The sequence below is a fragment of the Mycolicibacter engbaekii genome (genome assembly GCF_002101585.1).
Classification (GTDB): Bacteria; Actinomycetota; Actinomycetes; order Mycobacteriales; family Mycobacteriaceae; genus Mycobacterium; species Mycobacterium engbaekii.
Map to the genome: position 1 here is coordinate 1 of NZ_LQOT01000023.1, position 14,929 is coordinate 14,929.

The 14,929-nt window shown below is 66.7% G+C and carries 13 protein-coding genes; 7 read left to right on the plus strand and 6 right to left on the minus strand.

Features of this window, described 5'->3' with window-relative positions; genetic code table 11:
* Window positions 1-629: 629 nt before the first annotated feature.
* The 4 genes from AWC02_RS06025 to AWC02_RS22840 all read left to right on the plus strand — a co-directional run bounded on the left by AWC02_RS06025 (window position 630) and on the right by AWC02_RS22840 (window position 5,183).
* Window positions 630-1,853, plus strand: a complete 1,224-nt coding sequence (locus AWC02_RS06025; RefSeq protein ID WP_085127877.1) for a hypothetical protein — start codon at window positions 630-632, stop codon at window positions 1,851-1,853.
* A 215-nt stretch (window positions 1,854-2,068) separates the two neighbouring features.
* The gene (locus AWC02_RS06030; protein ID WP_085127878.1) at window positions 2,069-3,085 is read left to right on the plus strand and encodes a hypothetical protein; all 1,017 of its coding nucleotides are present in this window, start codon (window positions 2,069-2,071) and stop codon (window positions 3,083-3,085) included.
* Between the two features lie 67 nt (window positions 3,086-3,152).
* Complete coding sequence (locus tag AWC02_RS06035) at window positions 3,153-4,817, plus strand: ABC-F family ATP-binding cassette domain-containing protein (RefSeq protein WP_085127879.1); 1,665 nt, start codon at window positions 3,153-3,155, stop codon at window positions 4,815-4,817.
* 231 nt (window positions 4,818-5,048) lie between these two features.
* On the plus strand, window positions 5,049-5,183 hold the full coding sequence (locus AWC02_RS22840) for a hypothetical protein (RefSeq protein WP_264079961.1): 135 nt from the start codon (window positions 5,049-5,051) through the stop codon (window positions 5,181-5,183).
* Between the two features lie 169 nt (window positions 5,184-5,352).
* Here the strand turns inward: AWC02_RS22840 and AWC02_RS06040 are convergent, their stop codons facing one another.
* Complete coding sequence (locus tag AWC02_RS06040; RefSeq protein WP_085127880.1) at window positions 5,353-5,607, minus strand: hypothetical protein; 255 nt, start codon at window positions 5,605-5,607, stop codon at window positions 5,353-5,355.
* Between the two features lie 42 nt (window positions 5,608-5,649).
* Between AWC02_RS06040 and AWC02_RS06045 the strand changes: the two genes are divergently transcribed.
* Window positions 5,650-6,126, plus strand: coding sequence for a nuclear transport factor 2 family protein (locus AWC02_RS06045; protein WP_085127881.1), 477 nt, complete (start codon window positions 5,650-5,652; stop codon window positions 6,124-6,126).
* A gap of 2 nt (window positions 6,127-6,128) precedes the next feature.
* Window positions 6,129-6,965, plus strand: a complete 837-nt coding sequence (locus AWC02_RS06050; protein ID WP_085127882.1) for an SDR family NAD(P)-dependent oxidoreductase — start codon at window positions 6,129-6,131, stop codon at window positions 6,963-6,965.
* 4 nt (window positions 6,966-6,969) lie between these two features.
* Here the strand turns inward: AWC02_RS06050 and AWC02_RS06055 are convergent, their stop codons facing one another.
* Window positions 6,970-8,388 carry an SDR family oxidoreductase gene (locus AWC02_RS06055; RefSeq protein WP_085127883.1) on the minus strand — a complete coding sequence of 473 codons (1,419 nt, stop codon included), beginning with the start codon at window positions 8,386-8,388 and terminating at the stop codon, window positions 6,970-6,972.
* Between the two features lie 71 nt (window positions 8,389-8,459).
* Between AWC02_RS06055 and AWC02_RS06060 the strand changes: the two genes are divergently transcribed.
* Window positions 8,460-10,100 carry a peptide chain release factor 3 gene (locus AWC02_RS06060; protein ID WP_085127887.1) on the plus strand — a complete coding sequence of 547 codons (1,641 nt, stop codon included), beginning with the start codon at window positions 8,460-8,462 and terminating at the stop codon, window positions 10,098-10,100.
* Between the two features lie 20 nt (window positions 10,101-10,120).
* On the opposite strand, the gene AWC02_RS06065 is transcribed toward AWC02_RS06060, so the two are convergent.
* The 4 genes from AWC02_RS06065 to AWC02_RS06080 all read right to left on the minus strand — a co-directional run bounded on the left by AWC02_RS06065 (window position 10,121) and on the right by AWC02_RS06080 (window position 14,798).
* Window positions 10,121-11,590 carry a glycoside hydrolase family 130 protein gene (locus AWC02_RS06065; protein ID WP_085127884.1) on the minus strand — a complete coding sequence of 490 codons (1,470 nt, stop codon included), beginning with the start codon at window positions 11,588-11,590 and terminating at the stop codon, window positions 10,121-10,123.
* On the minus strand, window positions 11,587-12,609 hold the full coding sequence (locus tag AWC02_RS06070; RefSeq protein ID WP_085127885.1) for a glycosyltransferase: 1,023 nt from the start codon (window positions 12,607-12,609) through the stop codon (window positions 11,587-11,589). The genes AWC02_RS06065 and AWC02_RS06070 overlap by 4 nt, the downstream gene beginning before the upstream one ends.
* The gene (locus AWC02_RS06075; protein ID WP_085127886.1) at window positions 12,606-13,784 is read right to left on the minus strand and encodes a glycosyltransferase; all 1,179 of its coding nucleotides are present in this window, start codon (window positions 13,782-13,784) and stop codon (window positions 12,606-12,608) included. Before AWC02_RS06075 ends, AWC02_RS06070 begins: the two co-directional genes overlap by 4 nt.
* A 117-nt stretch (window positions 13,785-13,901) precedes the next feature.
* The gene (locus AWC02_RS06080) at window positions 13,902-14,798 is read right to left on the minus strand and encodes an NYN domain-containing protein (RefSeq protein WP_085127888.1); all 897 of its coding nucleotides are present in this window, start codon (window positions 14,796-14,798) and stop codon (window positions 13,902-13,904) included.
* Between the last annotated feature and the right edge of the window lie 131 nt (window positions 14,799-14,929).

Here is a 14,929-nt window from a genome sequence, read left to right on the forward strand (position 1 = left end):
AACCACCTCAACCGAACCTCACCGGATGGGGCCAAATCCAACCGTCACACCGGGGCCAGTTCAAGTTGACATTGCCACGCGGCCCTGGCAGATCCGGATCTGGCTGCCGCGCCACCGGGCGAAATGCTCGAGAGGAGCTAAATGTCTGACAGCCACGTGACCCCTGACTGCAGTTTCCGCTCTGTGGCTCAACTCTGGGCCCCGCGGCCCGCAGCGATCAACGCTGGACTCGGCCATCTCGAATCGCGCGCGGAAACTGACCGGGCGGAAGACCTGGTGGCGCCGGGCGGCCGTGTGGCTGCACTGTTGCAGTGACATGGACGATGGGTTGCTGGCGAGCACCGCCTACGCCATGGTCGAGGGAGCGCCGCAACTATGTCGAACTCCGGGTGAAATTCTGGTGGTTCCGCACGACCCGTTCGGGTGCCGGTTCCAGATATACGAGGCTGCTGCCAAAACGGCGTCGTCAGTGGAGCCCGGCCGCAAGGGCCGACGGTTGAAATCGTCACCGAGTGGGTCCTCACCGATCCATGGGCGGTGGATGGCGTATCCGAAAAAGTGTTTGGTGTTAGCTTCGACGTCGGACTGTAATGGCCGTGAACAATGATGATTGAAGGGCGGGTCCCGCGGTGGCGGAGAAAGACGAGCAGGCCGTGCCGGCGTGGATTCTGGCCACCGATGACGTAGCGATGCCTCCAGTTAACGTCGATGGCAGGATGACCCCCCAACGGCTGGAGGAACTGAGGTCCGCGCTGGCCGCCTTTGTCGACGCGCCGATCGCGACGCTTGAGGTCCGCCCATTGCCGACATCGTTGGACTACAGCCGTGGAACGCCGCTCGGCAGTGCGAGTCCGCTTGCCCAGCAGTTGACAGAGCTCATCGACCGCACAGTGCAAGCCGGGGTTTCCGCCGGAATCGAATCTGCCCAGAAGGCCCTGTTCCGAATGGTCATTCCTGCGAGGGTTGTCGACCAGTTTGGTGCTGGCTTCGCAGAGCCGGCGTCCGTACCGGACGTAGGCGATGAGTCTGAGTCTTCAGCCGGTGCAGTTGAAGTCATTAAGTTCGCGGCCACCGCCGTAGGCGTCCCGCCGAACATTTCGACGGCTGCCGCGCAACTGATCACGATGGCGGTTGCGGCCGGCATCAGCACCTACACCGGGCAGCGACGCGAGGTGCTGGATCTGCTCGAGAAGATCCAGCAGGACAATCTCAAAGCTGAGTGGTTTGACTTGAACGGCTGTCGCAGCGCCATCGACAGAGCTGCTGCGGTACTACTGGACGAGGGGCAGATTGGTGAGACTCTCGGCTTGGGGCCAGCGGTGCATACCGTCGACAAGGCAGTTGCGCGAACTGAGGGGCGGTTGGCTGAGTGGCAGCAGGCTCTGGACGGGTTCCAGGGCAGGCGGGTCGAGCTCGGAAATCTCGAGCGACGATTCGGCAATTTCGACGATGCCCAGAACGAGTTCCACAGCCACCTGCGACTTGCCGCGCTGGCGATCAAGTTGAAACGACGGATCGAAGTGCTGCAGGCGACGCAGCATGCGCAACTTAATCCGGGTAATTCTTTTGAGAGCTTCACAAAGGTTTTGAATGCAGGTAGCGAGCGGCTTAACCAGTTGGAATCGGGTATCAACGATGTGTTGCGAAGGCTGTCGACCATCGAAGTCGACCGGTCCAAGGGGCTTCGCGATTTCGCGTTCAGTGCCGGTGAGGTCGATAAGATGTTGCGGACGACCTACCGGCTGAGGGAGCTCGGCGAACGGCTGAAGCCCGATAGCAGAGCCGATGTCGCAATCGAGATCGCGCGGAGCAGCGACGGCTCTGTGGTGGTGTTCCCTGCCGCCCAGACTTAGTTCGACGCACGATCGGAGGTTGCGCTTCCCCGCTAGGAATTTGCCAGCGCTGCCGCTTCGGCCGACTCGGGCAACGGTTTCGGTACCGACCCGTAGGGAGTTGCACCGGGTCGAGGCAGAAACTGCGGTGTAGGAGTAGGAAGCCGGCCACCGGGTCCCCAACACCAACAAGGCGACGCCCTTCGGCGACGCGCCGTACGGCAGGAGGCGTGAGGATGACTTCCCGTGACTGGTTCTTCGACCTGATGGGATTTCGGGAGGACGGCTATGAGTCCACCCGGCGCCGCCTGGCGTTGGACGGCGATGAGCTGATCTCGACAGTCACCGGAAAGCGCTACGGCATCGGTGAATTGACCCTGCCGACACTGGCTGAGCTGCGGTCGCGGGTGAATCCCATCGGCCGGGATCGCAGCACGGTCAGCTCTGTGGTCGGTGATTCCCGGGCGCTCCATGCTGAACCCGATTTAGCCGGAGCCTTGTTTCAGGTCGCCTCACAGTTCAACGTCCTGGAGATGGTCAACGAACACGTGACGCCCGAAAAGGGCGTGACCGGTTATGCCTACGACCCGACCCAGGGGCCAGCCTGCGCGATAGCCGCGGGGGCAGCCACCATCTACCGCAACTACCTGGTGCAGGTAGGCGATCAGACCGGGCAAAACAGCGATCGTCAACTCGATACCTTGGCCCTCTTGGGCCAGGCGTTCTCGGCGGAGTTGCGCCGGCCCGTACGTGACCTGTGGAACATGCAGAACGGCTACGCATTGTGTAGCGCCGACGGACTGAGGGCGATCACCGATTTGCTGGCCGGCGCCTCCGACGAACTGCGGGACAGGCTGCGCGGACAGTTGGCAATCGGGTTGCACCGCAACGTTCAGGTCACCGATGTGGTTGCCGGGCCGGGCCAGGCCGTGTCGCAGGCGTTCTGTTCGGCTCTGCCGGTTGCATACACGCGCCTGCCGGCACCCGACTGGGAGTTGTTCGCCCGCCTGGTGTTAGAGGCCGCCTACGAGGCGACGTTGCTCGCCGGTGCCGAACAGGCGGGCTTCGGCGGATCTAACGTCGTGCTGCTGACCCGAGTCGGTGGCGGTGCATTTGGCAACGCCGCCGAGTGGATCGATGATGCGATCGAGCGTGCGCTGTCGATCGTGGAGTATGCGGGGCTCGACATCCGGCTCGTCAGCTACGGCCACGTCGACCCCTCGTCACGAGGAGTCGCCGACCGCTGGGGCTGACGACACGAAGCCGGTGCCGGTCCTGGCACCGCCATGCCCCCGTCCAACCCCCTGCGACCATGTACCGATGACCGCAACACTCGTCGCAAAGGATGTCGCCGGCGGCTTCGCGCACCGCACGCTGTTCGAGGGCGTTGACCTCACCGTTGCACCCGGCGACGTCGTCGGTGTTGTCGGTGTCAACGGCGCCGGCAAGAGCACCCTGTTGCGGATCCTCGCCGGCGACCTGGAGCCGCTCGACGGCTCGGTCAACATCGCCCCGGCCGATGCGTTCGTCGGTTGGCTGCCGCAGGAGCACGAGCGGGTGGCCGGCGAGACCGTCGGCGCCTACATCGCTCGCCGGACCGGCTGCGCACAGGCCGCGCAGGCCATGGACGCCGCGGCCAACGCCTTGGCCGATCCGGATCAGGCTCCCGCTGGTACTGATCCAGCTGAGACCTACTCGGAGGCGCTGGACCATTGGCTGGTCACCGGCGCGGCCGACCTCGACGAACGCGTGCCCGCGGTGCTCGCCGACCTCGGACTGGACTCCGAGGCGGTACGGCCCGAGTCGACGCTGATGACCGGGTTGTCGGGTGGGCAGGCCGCCCGGGTAGGCCTGGCTGCGCTGATGCTGTCGCGGTTCGACATCGTCCTGCTCGATGAGCCGACCAACGATCTCGACCTGGACGGGCTGGCCCGGCTGGAGCAGTTCGTCCGTGATCTTCGCGGCGGGGTGGTGCTGGTCAGCCACGACCGGGAGTTCTTGGCCCGCAGCGTCACTCGTGTCCTGGAATTGGATCTGGCTCAGAACACCACAACCGTCTTCGGCGGCGGATACGACAGCTATCTCGAGGAACGTGAGATCAACCGCCGGCACCGGCGTGAGCAGTACGAGGAATTCGCCGAGAAGAAGGCCGACCTGGTCGCTCGCGCCCGCACGCAGCGGGAATGGTCGAGCCAGGGTGTCCGCAACGCGATGCGCAAGGCGCCGGACAACGACAAGAATCGGCGCCGCGCCGCTACGGATTCCAGTGAAAAACAGGCGCAGAAGGTGCGTCAGATGGAGAGCCGGATCGCCCGCCTGGAGGAGGTCGTCGAACCCCGCAAGGAATGGACCCTGCAATTCAGCATCGGGGCCGCACCTCGGTCGAGTTCGGTGGTTGCGACACTCGACAATGCCGTGGTGCGGCACGGTGATTTCGTTCTCGGCCCCGTGTCGCTGCAGGTGGATGCCGGCGAGCGGATCGGCATCGTGGGCCCCAACGGGGCCGGAAAGTCGACGTTGCTGCGCCTGCTGCTCGGCCGTCAGCAGCCCGATGCGGGCCGCGCCAGTCTGGGCGCCAACGTCGCTATCGGTGAAATCGACCAGGCGCGCGCCGACTTCACCGGCCCCGTCCGTCTGGTCGATCGCTTCGAGCAGCGGGTGCCGGACTGGTCGACCGCCGACGTGCGAACGCTGCTGGCGAAGTTCGGGCTGACTGCCGACCATGTGGAGCGCGCGGCCGACGACCTTTCGCCTGGGGAGCGCACTCGCGCCGGCATGGCGTTGCTGCAGGCCTGCGGCACGAATGTGTTGGTCCTCGACGAACCGACCAACCATCTGGATCTGCCTGCCATCGAACAGCTTGAGCAGGCGCTGGAAACCTACGACGGTGCGCTGCTGCTGGTGACCCACGACCGCCGGATGTTGCAGAACGTCCGGTTGGACCGCTCCTGGCTAGTCGAGGGCGGGAGCGTCACCGAGTTGTAGGCGGAAGCGGTCATCCGACTCGGGTGGCTGACCCCTTTTGACCAGCACATACGCGCCGGTGGGCGTGCAGTCCTGCAGCCCCGCCACGTCCTGACCTGCGGCCGGCAGCGCTCTGCTGAATTCCCCCGACTTTCCGGTAGATGGGACGGGGCTGGCATTTTCCTTAGAGGTATGATGTGGTGTAGACCACGTTAGAAACCTTGATGTGATGTACGCCACAGGAGGCAGGTAATGACCACTTTTTTGACCGGCTTGGGCGTCACGGCAGCCACCGCGACTGTCAGCGCCGGCATGATGGGTCACGCCACCGTGGCGTTGTGTGTTGGCCTGGTGTCGGCGGCCTTCTTCGCCGGCCAAATCTGCTGACACGTCCCCACAGCGGCAGTATCAGTAACTAGACGCCGAGCCCCTCGGCGCCACCGGGCGGCTGCCCCTGAGCACCCCGATCCCAGCAGGCGCAACGTCTCCGCAGCGTGGTTACGCAGCTCGCCGGCCGGGACTGCAGCAGCCATCTCCGAATGTGGCGACTCAATCCCTACCCGGCCCCCGGCACGACCTGCCGGCAGCTGTAGGTCACCGGGTCGCACATCACCGGCAGGGTGGTCCAGCCGCCGTAGGTGCCCGGCACGTTCCACGTCGGCAGCAGCGGCCCGTCGTAGTACGGGTTGGGCATGTAGCGGCAGGTGTTGACCGCCGCGCAGGGCGGCGGAGCATCCGCCCCGGCGATCGCGGCAACGCCGCTTCCCAGGCTGATTGCGGCTAGGGCGGTGAGTACCAGCAGGTATCGCATGCCCCCACCGTGGCACGCGCTACCGACAACTATCGTCGAGCGATGACTCCCGAGGAGCGGCTGACCGCGCTCGAACAGATCGAGGCGATCAAAGCCCTCAAGCATCGCTACTTCCGAGCGTGTGACGCCAAAGACCCCGAAACGTTCCGGTCCTGCTTCATTGCCCGCGGCGCCGACATTCATTACGGACCTCTGGGCGGCTTCGACGACGCCGATCAGATCGCCGAGGTCTTCACCCGGATCGCGCTGCACACCGTGGACGGCAAACCGGTGATCCTGGACATGCACCACGGCATGCACCCCGACATCACCATCACCGGTCCCGGCACGGCCACTGGACGCTGGACGCTGAAATTCCGGCAGCTCAACATGCTCGAGCGCACCGAACGGCTGCTCACCGGCGAGTACGACGACGGCTACGTGATCGAGGGCGGCGCCTGGAAGATGGCCCGCAGCCACTTCCGCCAACTCTGGGCGATCACCCGACCGCTCGGTGACGACACGATGGTGGAGATCTGACGATGAGCTCACGGATCGCCCTGGTCACCGGGGCCAGCCGCAGCGTCGGCAAAGGCGTCGCGTTGGCGCTCGGCTCACACGGCTGGACGGTGTATGTCACCGCGCGCGGCGAGGTCGACACGGACGGGCCGCTGGACCAGACGGCTCGGCTGGTCACCGAGCGCGGTGGCCGCGGCATCGCCGTGCAGTGTGACCACCGCGACGACGCGCAGATCGCCGCGCTGTTCGCTCGCATCGCCGACGATTACGACGGCCGGCTGGACCTGCTGGTCAACAACGTGTGGGCCGCGCCGAAGGGCTTCGCCGGGTTCACCGAGAAGTTCTGGCAGCGCCCGCTCTCGGACTGGGACACCCTGATCGGGGTGGGCCTGCGCGCCCACTACGTCGCCTCGGTGCACGCCGCGCAACTGATGGTGGCGCGCGGCGCAGGCCTGATCGCCAACATCTCCTCCTTCGGCGCCCGCGGGCACCTGCACTCGGTGCTCTACGGCATGTCCAAGGCCGGACTGGACAAGATGGCCGCCGACATGGCCGTCGAACTGACCGGAACCGGGGTGAGCGCGGTCTCGCTGTGGCCGGGCCTGGTCAAAAACGAAGTCATGCAGGGCTTCATGGACCGCGGACTGGACAACTTCCAGGGCTACCCGCTGGCCAACGCCGAAACCCCGGAGTTCATCGGCCGTGTCATCGCCGCCCTGGCCGACGACCCGGACATCGCGGCTCGCAGCGGACACACCCTGATCACCGCCGAGGCCGCGCTGGACTTTCGTGTCACCGACATCGAGGGCAACCAGCCCGATTCGCACCGCGCCCTGTTCGGCGGCGGGCCGCTCTACTGACCGGCTACCAGTTGCTCGGCGCGTAATCCTTGAGGAAGCACCCGTACAGATCCTCGCCGGCTTCCCCGCGCACGATCGGGTCATAGACCCGGGCGGCGCCGTCGACCAGATCCAGCGGGGCGTGGAATCCCTCCTCAGCCAGACGCAGCTTGGTGGGATGCGGGCGCTCATCGGTGATCCAGCCGGTGTCCACCGCCGTCATCAGGATGCGATCGTTCTCCAGCATTTCGGCGGCACTGGTGCGGGTCAACATGTTCAGCGCGGCCTTGGCCATATTGGTGTGCGGATGGCCCGGACCCTTGTAGCGGCGGCTGAACTGACCCTCCATCGCCGAGACATTCACCACGTACTTACGGCGGGCCTTCGATGCCGCCATGGCCGGGCGAAGCCGGCTCACCAGGATGAACGGTGCCGTTTGATTGCACAGCTGCACTTCGAGCAGCTCCAGGGCGTCGACCTCGTGCACCCGCTGCGTCCAGCTGTTCACCGGGGCGGTGTCGGGCAACAGCCCGCCCGCGTCGATCGCGGTGCCGGCGGCAATTCGCGCCGGGGAGGCGCTGCGGGCAGTCAAGGCCAGCTCAGTCAGCGCGTGCGGCGCCTGATGCTCGGCGAGGCTGCCGGCCAGGGCCGCCGGGTGGGCGTCGCTGACATGGTCGAACGTGATGACGTCAACCAGCTCGTTGGAGGAGGTGCGTTCGGCCTCGATGAGGGCGGCATAGGACCCGGGGGCACGGCGCACCGTCTGCGCCGCGTTGTTGATCAGGATGTCCAACGGGCCCTGGCCGGCCACCGTGTCCGCCAGTGCGACGACCTGGGCCGGGTCGCGCAGGTCGATACCCACCACCTGCAGTCGGTGCAGCCAGTCAGCGCTGTCGGGCATCGCGGCGAAGCGGCGCACCGCGTCGTTGGGGAAACGGGTGGTGATGGTGGTGTGCGCACCGTCGCGCAGCAGCCGCAACGCGATATACATGCCGATCTTGGCGCGCCCGCCGGTGAGCAGGGCGCGCCGGCCGGTCAGGTCGGTGCGGGCATCCCGTTTGGCCCGGCTCATGGCGGCGCAGTCCGGGCAGAGTTGGTGATAGAACGCGTCTACCTGCGTGTAGTGGGTCTTGCAGATGTAGCAGGCCCGCGAGCGCAGCAGCGTGCCCGCCGACGCCCCGACCGCGGCCGACACCAGCGGAATACCCTGCGTCTCGTCGTCGATGCGGCCCGGTGCCCCGGTGGCCGTGGCGGCGATGACGGCCTGGTCAGCGGCGGCAACGGCGTCGCGTTTGGCAGTCCGGCGGGCCTTCTTGAGTTGCTTGAACATGCGCGCGGTGGCTCGGCGCACCGCGACGGCGTCGGGGTGCTCGGGCGGCAGCGCGTCGATCTCGGCGAGCACCTGTAGGCAGGCGGCGAGCCTTTCGGGGTCGATCGCGGTCACGCGTGGAAGGGTATCGGGCCGGGCGCTCGATTACCGATTTGCTCAAGATCGCCAATACACTCAGCGACGCAATGACCGACAACGCCCTGGATTCACCGACGGTCGCCGCCGCGCCGCAAACCGGCCGGATCTCGTCTGAAGCGGGCCGCCGGCGAACCTTTGCCGTCATCAGCCACCCCGATGCCGGCAAATCCACCTTGACCGAAGCCCTGGTGCTGCATGCCAAGGCCATCACCGAGGCCGGTGCGGTGCACGGCAAATCCGGTCGTCGTGCCACGGTGTCGGACTGGATGGAGATGGAGAAAGCCCGCGGCATCTCCATCACGTCGACTGCCCTGCAGTTCCCCTACCGCACCCCCAAGGGCCAGGACTGCGTCATCAACCTGCTCGACACCCCTGGCCACGCCGACTTCTCCGAAGACACCTACCGGGTGCTGACCGCCGTCGACTCCGCGGTCATGCTCATCGACGCCGCGAAAGGCCTTGAGCCGCAGACCCTCAAGCTGTTCCAGGTATGCCGCCATCGCCGGATCCCGATCATCACGGTGATCAACAAGTGGGACCGGCCCGGACGGCACGCCCTGGAACTGATGGACGAGATCGCGACCCGCATCGGACTGCGTCCCACCCCGCTGACCTGGCCGGTCGGCATCGCCGGAGAATTCGACGGGGTGCTCGATCGCCGGTCCGGCAACTTCATCCGGTTCACCCGTACCGCCGGTGGTGCTACCGCGGCACCCGAGGAGCACATCGCCGCGGCCGATGCGCATGCCGCGGCCGGTGATGACTGGGACACCGCGGTCGAAGAGTGCGAGCTGCTCTCAGCCGACGGATCCGACTTCGACCGCGAGGCGTTCCTCGCCTGCACGGCGACGCCGGTGCTGTTCACCTCGGCGGCCTTGAACTTCGGCGTGAATCAGCTTCTCGACGTGCTCACCGAGTTGGCGCCGGCGCCCAGCGGGGCGCTCGACGTCGACGGGACCCGCCGGGCCACCGACGCACCGTTCAGCGCCTTCGTGTTCAAGGTGCAGGCGGGAATGGATTCCGCCCATCGCGATCGCATCGCCTTCGCGCGGGTGTACTCGGGAACCTTCGAACGCGGTGACGTGCTCACTCACGCCGCGACCGGCAAGCCCTTTGTCACCAAGTACGCCCAGTCGGTGTTCGGCCAACAGCGCTCCACCTTGGACACCGCCTGGCCCGGTGATGTGATCGGGCTGGCCAACGCTGCGGCCCTGCGCCCCGGCGACACGCTGTATTGCGATGTGCCCGTGCAATACCCGCCGATCCCGAGCTTCTCGCCCGAGCATTTCTCGGTGGCGCGCAACGTCGATCCCAGCAAGCACAAGCAATTCCGCCGCGGCATCGAACAGTTGGACCAGGAGGGCGTCGTGCAGGTGCTGGTCTCCGATCGCCGCGGTGAGCAGGCGCCGGTACTCGCCGCGGTCGGCCCGATGCAGTTCGAGGTGGCCGCGCACCGGATGGCTCGAGAAATGGGGGCCCCGATCACGCTGGAGTCGCTGCCCTATCAGGTGGCGCGGATCGTGGACGCCGACGACGTCGACTTCGTCAACAAGCAATCGCTGGCGGAAGTCTTGACCCGCACTGATGGGGTGCACCTGGTGTTGTTCTCCAACGCTTGGCGCCTGCAGGGTTTCCAGCGCGACAACCCCGACGTGCAGCTGCGGTCCCTGGTGGCCGCGGAGGGATAGGCGAACCCCACGGCCAGCCGTCAGTCACACAGTGCGGCAAGCAGTTCGGGCAGCGGCACGGTGGCGATACCGATGGCGGAGTCGCCGATACCGTACGGCAGCACCAGGGTGTCGGCGTGCACCAGGGCGCCGCAGGAGTAGATCACATTGGGCACATAGCCATCCTGCTCGTCGCCGGCGGGGCTCAGCAGCGGTTCGCGTAGCCGGCCGACCATCCGGGTGGGATCGTCGAGATCGAGCAGAATCGCTCCGATGCGATAGGTGCGCATCGGGCCCACCCCGTGGGTGAGCACCAGCCAGCCGGCTTCGGTCTCGATGGGCGGACCGCAGTTCCCGAGCTGCAACGCCTCCCACGCCTGGGCGGGGCGTTGAACGGGAACCGCGCTAGGCCACACCGACAGGTGATCGGAGTAGGCGATCGCATTCGACTCGCGGTCCGCTCTCGACATCGCCGCGAACCGGCCTCGAATCCGGCGCGGAAACAATGCCAGTCCCTTATTGGCCGCGGCGCGTCCGACTATCGGCGTGGAGGTAAACGAGCGGAAATCCGTTGTCTCCAAAAGCTGTTGGCTGATATGTGATCCGCTGTAGGCGGTGTAGGTGGCAAGCCACCTGAGGGTGCCGTCGTCGTCGGTGAAGCGGACGAATCGAGCGTCCTCCATCCCGGCCCGCTCAGCATCCATCGATGGACACAGCACCCGCTCGGAAAGCGGTATGGCATCGGGAAACCTGACGGCATAGGTACGTGCGGCGATGGCGCGGATCGCCGAGATCGTCTCTCGGGCGCGTCCACGGGTGCTCAGATGGGTCTCAAGCTCGGCCAGTCGCTGATCGAGCTCCGTTCGGGTGAAGCGGTCGCCGAGCCCGTCGAGGACGTAGCCGGTTGCCTCGCCGGCGTCGTCGAGTCGAGCGAGCTCACTGCGAAAGACGGCTGCGTCCAGCAGGGTCGCGCTGGCTGCTCCGACGGTGGCGAAGGGGCTCAGGTCATCGATGGTGGCGCGCCCGGACGCGTCGACGATGCCGGTTCGGAACCCGATCGAGGAACGATGTCCTTCTCCGATGCCCCGTACGCTCATGATGAATCGCAGCCCGCCCGCGCGCGTTCCCGCCTGGTCGGGGTGCGCCACGATGCTGGGATTGCACAACGCCGCACCCTCGATGGCGTATTCGCTGGTGAACGTCGCACCGAGCAACAACATGCGTACCTCGGAGAGTTCCCGCTGGGGATCCAACCGGTCGGCGAGTTCCCGGGCGTGTCGGCCGAAGGTGCCGACCAGATCACGGTGACGGCCGTCGAAGCGTGCCACGACATCGTCTAACGACGAACGCGCCTCGTCCTCGTCCAGCGCCAGAATCCGCCGGAGCACCTGTCCCGCACGGGACTCCTGGTGCTCGAAACCCTCCTGGCCGGGTACGAAGAGTCGGGTGACCACGCGCGACGGATCGGCCGCGAGCCGCTGGGGACTCCGCGTGGCCAACCCGTAAGTCATTGCGGCACAGTCGCGAAATGCTGGGCCTGCTGCAGGGTCGACAGCACAGCCAGGGTCGACTCCGCGCCTTGATTGCGATTCACTCCGTCGGCGTGCAGACCGTCGAATCCGGCGCCCGTCTGCGGATCCCACATCAGCTGTCGCGCGTCGTTGGCGCCCTGGAACCACGCCGCGGCCGCCCGGACTCCGTCCGGCCAGATCTGTCTGGCGTCGACGCCGGCGGCACGTGCGCACGCATCTGCGAGGGTGGCCACCTCGATCGGCTGCTGGTCGAATCCGGGCCGCCGGTCGTCGGGGCCGCGTCCCTCCGCGGGCGTGGGTGACAGGTGCCCGTCCGTCGATTCGTATCCGACCAGCCACTCCAACAGATCCAGGCCGCGCTGCCACAGTGTCGGCGTGTCGAGTGCATCACCCGCAGCGATCATCGCTTCGGCAAGGACCGCGTTCGCGTAGGTCAGTCGCGCCTCAGGCCATAGCCAAGTGGGGTTGCCGGTCGGTTCGGGGACGGTGGCGGCGTAGTCGGAGACGAGCTCGCGGGCCGCGCGATGTCCGGGGTTGACCTTCAGGAGTTCCGCGGCCCCCAATGCGGCGAACGCCATGGCGCGCGGCCACGTCGACCGTCCCTGGGCGGCGCGCTCGAACTGCACGATGGCCGACTGGCGCACCCATCCCACGTCGCTCCTGGCAGCGGCCGTTCCGAGGCCCCAGACGCATCTGCCCCAGCAATCCTCGAAGGTCGGCTCGTCGGCCCAGCCGCCGGTGCTGTCCATCCGATTGCGGCAAGCCCCGGTGAGGGCCTGCGCCTCGTTCAGAAACCGCACCGCGACACTGGCGAGGCGGTGCACGTCCCCATCAGCGCGGGGCTGTCGGCTGGTGACGACGAGCACGCGGCTCATATCGTCGGTGCAGTAGCCGTGTTCGGGCCTCGGCTCGGCGAGGCAGGCATGCTCGAAGGTGCCCCGATGGTCCGTCATGCGCAGCAGATGGTCGAAGATCGGGGCCGGCGTGCCGACGGTCATACCGATGCCGGCCGCTGCGCGAGATGGCGGCGCGCCACGCTCAGATAGGCATTGGCGACGCTCGCCCACGCCATCGACGGGGCCAGCCGGCGGGCCTCGGCGGCCATCGAGCCGGCCACCCGAGGATCGGTCAGCACCCGGCGCAGGGCAGCGGCAAGCGCGTCGGGGTCATCGTGGCCCACGACGATGCCCGCCCCGGTGCCGAGAAGCTCAATGGCGTGCGGGAAGGCGGTGGCGACCACGGGCCGGCCGCACGCAATGGCGTCAACCAGCACACCGGAGGTGACCTGGTCGGCGGAGTCGTAGGGCAGCACGACCGCAGCCGAGGACTGGACCAGTGCCATCAGCGACGAAACGCCCCGGTAATCGGGGTCGAAAGACACCGAGCCGGCCACCCCGCTGCTGCGTGCCTGTTCGGCACGTGCGTCACGGTAGGCCTCGCCGTCGGCGGCCAGAACCTTCGGATGCGTCCGCCCGGCCACCAGGTAGCGCGGCCGCCCGGGGAGATCGTGCAGCGATCCCATCACGTCGATAACCCGCTCGATGCCCTTGCCGGGCCCCAGCAGGCCCCAGGTCAACAGGGTGGGCCTGCCGGAACGCTTCAACGAGACGCGCCCTGGCACCGTCGCGCCGTGCGGGATTGTGGTGACTTTACGGCGATCGATGTCGAAGTCGAGGCACAGGCGCTCACTGGCCACCTCGGACATGACGACCACTTGATCCGCCCGTGCCGCTATCGCTTCGAACACCGAACGCTGGTGTGGCGTAGGGCTTTTGAGGATCGTGTGCGCGACGACGATGGACGGGACGTGCAACCCGTCGATCAGATCCACTACATCTTCCCCGTCGGCGCCGCCATAGACCCCGTACTCGTGCTGGATGATCGCGACATCGTTCTGGTTGAGCAATTCGGCGCTGGCCGCCACCGATGCCGCCGACCCGTTGACCAGCTCACCGACGACGCGGGAACTACTGGAAGGCGTGCCGTCCGCTATGCGCACGACACTGACCTCAGCGCCATTGGCGGACAGTGCGTCGGACAGTGAGGCGGTAAAGGTCGCCAGACCGCACGGGGTGGGCGGATAGGTACTGACGATGCCGAAACTCGGCGGACGCGCATAGCGTTGCTCCGTCTTCGGAGCGGTAAAGGGCGGGCAGGCGAACAGAGCATCCATGGTGATCCCGGCAAACGGTCGTCCCCGGTGTGTCCGGTGCGAGCGGGTTGCTCTAAAAGATCAACGGCAAGAACGCTGACTCATCCCGGACTGGCTCGGATCCCAACCTTTTCCACCCTACACCCCGTTTTCGCCGGCTTCCCCGCGCAGCCGCACCAAGCGCGTTGTCGAACTCTCGTCGAGCTCTACCAGATCCGAGTAGGACCGCAGGAAGTCGCTGAACGACTTATAACCCAGCGCTTTCTCGCTGAAAGAGGGATCCATTCGCTTCATCTGCGCCTTGACCGACGAATTGTGCAGCCACTCGACGTCATCCTTCTCCAAGCCGATCTGCAGCGCGCGGATGAGTAGGGCGGTCGCGGTGTCTTGCGGATCCGGCTGCGGCGGCTCCTCGGGCTCCTCCTTTGCCTGGCGGGTGCGCCGCGTGGGCTCGGTCGCGGTGTCGACGGGGGCGGGCTTGTACACCGGCACTCCGGGAAGCGCGTCATAGCTGACGAAGTCGTCGCACGCCGCCGCCAGTGCGCGGCTCGTCGATCCGGCCACCCCGATGCCAACCACATAGCGGCCCAAGCGTTTACAGCGCTGTGCCAGCGGAATGTAGTCGGAGTCACCGGCCACGATCACCACGTGGGTCAAATCCGGCAGCCGAAACATGTCCTCGACCGCGTCGACCGCCAACCGGATGTCGGCGCCGTTCTTACCGTAGGCCGCTGCCGGGAACAGCTGGACCAGGTCAACCGCTCGCCCCACCAGTTGCGCGCGGTAGCCGGTGTTGACCTCGGCTGACCAGTCGGCGTAGGCGCGGGTGAGCACCAGCGTGCCGAACGACGATGCGAAGTCGATGATCGCCCCGACGTCGACGGTGGCCCGCGCCAGCCGCTCGGGTTGTTTGGCCAGGCCCTTGGCCTTGTCCTTCTGAAACGAGCTGCGGCCGTTGACCTGGTCATAGCGAGAGATCACGATGTTGTCGAAGTCGAGGTACACCGCGACCCGGGTATTGCCGGCTTCCGTCATGGTTCCAGTGTGGCGCACCACCGGCCCCATCCATAACGGCTGGGCGGGGATGGGGGAGTTGCCCACCTCTGAGCGACAACTCCGGGTCCGGGTTCCGGGTCCGGGTCCGGGGTCGAGGCAGGGGCCCATGT